A 1,035-nucleotide genomic window follows, 5' to 3' on the forward strand; every position below is an offset into this window, starting at 1 on the left:
ATGACGCGCTCTCAGTCGATCTCGGCAGGAATCGTTCAGCGTGCCCGGATCGTGCTGTTGGCCTCCGAGGGGCGGCGCAATGCGGAGATCGCGGAGCTGGCTGGGGCGTCGCGGCCGAAGGTGAATCTGTGGCGCGACAGGTATGAAGAGCGGGGCATCGCTGGCCTGGTTGATGAGAAGCGTTCGGGCCGGCCGCGCACGCTTGATCATGCGGCGATCGTGACCGCGACGTTGATGCCACCTCCGAAGTCTCTGGGGGTGACGCACTGGTCGTCGCGCCTGCTGGCGCAGCGGTTGAAGATCTCGCCCACCTCGGTGCTGACCGCGTGGCGGGCGTACGGGATCAAGCCGTGGCGGTCCGAGACGTTTCGCTTCTCCACCGACCCGGAGCTGGTCGGCAAAGTCACTGACATATGCGGCCTGTACTTGGCGCCACCGGAGAACGCGATCGTGTTGTGCGTGGATGAGAAGTCCCAGATCCAAGCCCTGGATCGAACGCAGCCGATCCTGCCGATGCAGCCCGGCCTGATCGAACGCCGTAGTCATGACTATGTTCGCCACGGCACTTCCACCCTGTTCGCCGCGTTGGATATCGCCACCGGCCAGGTCACCGCCGCCCTCAAGCCGCGGCATCGAAATCAGGAGTTCCTGGCGTTCCTCAAGCAGATCGAACGCGCCTACCGGCATGAGGTCGATGCGGACGGCAACCCGGTCGAGCTGCACCTGGTGATGGACAACTACGCCGCCCACAAGCACGCCAACATCAACAAGTGGCTGGCCGACAATCCTCGGTTCACGGTCCACTTCACGCCCAGTCACGCCTCGTGGATGAACTTGGTCGAAGTGTGGTTCGGCATCGTCGAGCGCCGAGCCATACGCCGCGGAGTCTTTACATCGGTCAAGGATTTGAATGCAAAGATCCGTGCCTTCATTGACGGTTGGAACAAGCGATCCCATCCGTTCGTCTGGACCAAAACCGCCGAGGAAGTCCTTGCGAAGGCCAACCGTAAGAAGACTTCAAATGCGGACCACTAG

General features: G+C 62.2%; 1 protein-coding gene. It reads left to right on the top strand.

Features of this window, described 5'->3' with window-relative positions:
- The gene (locus G6016_RS02895; protein ID WP_182631207.1) at positions 1 to 1,035 is read left to right on the top strand and encodes an IS630 family transposase; all 1,035 of its coding nucleotides are present in this window, start codon (positions 1 to 3) and stop codon (positions 1,033 to 1,035) included.

The sequence above is a fragment of the Dietzia aerolata genome (assembly GCF_014144865.1).
GTDB lineage: Bacteria > Actinomycetota > Actinomycetes > Mycobacteriales > Mycobacteriaceae > Dietzia > Dietzia aerolata.

Bases quoted from the DNA above. Each gene is read 5' to 3' on its own strand.
- G6016_RS02895 (WP_182631207.1), top strand. From the start codon at position 1: ATGACGCGCTCTCAGTCGATCTCGGCAGGAATCGTTCAGCGTGCCCGG.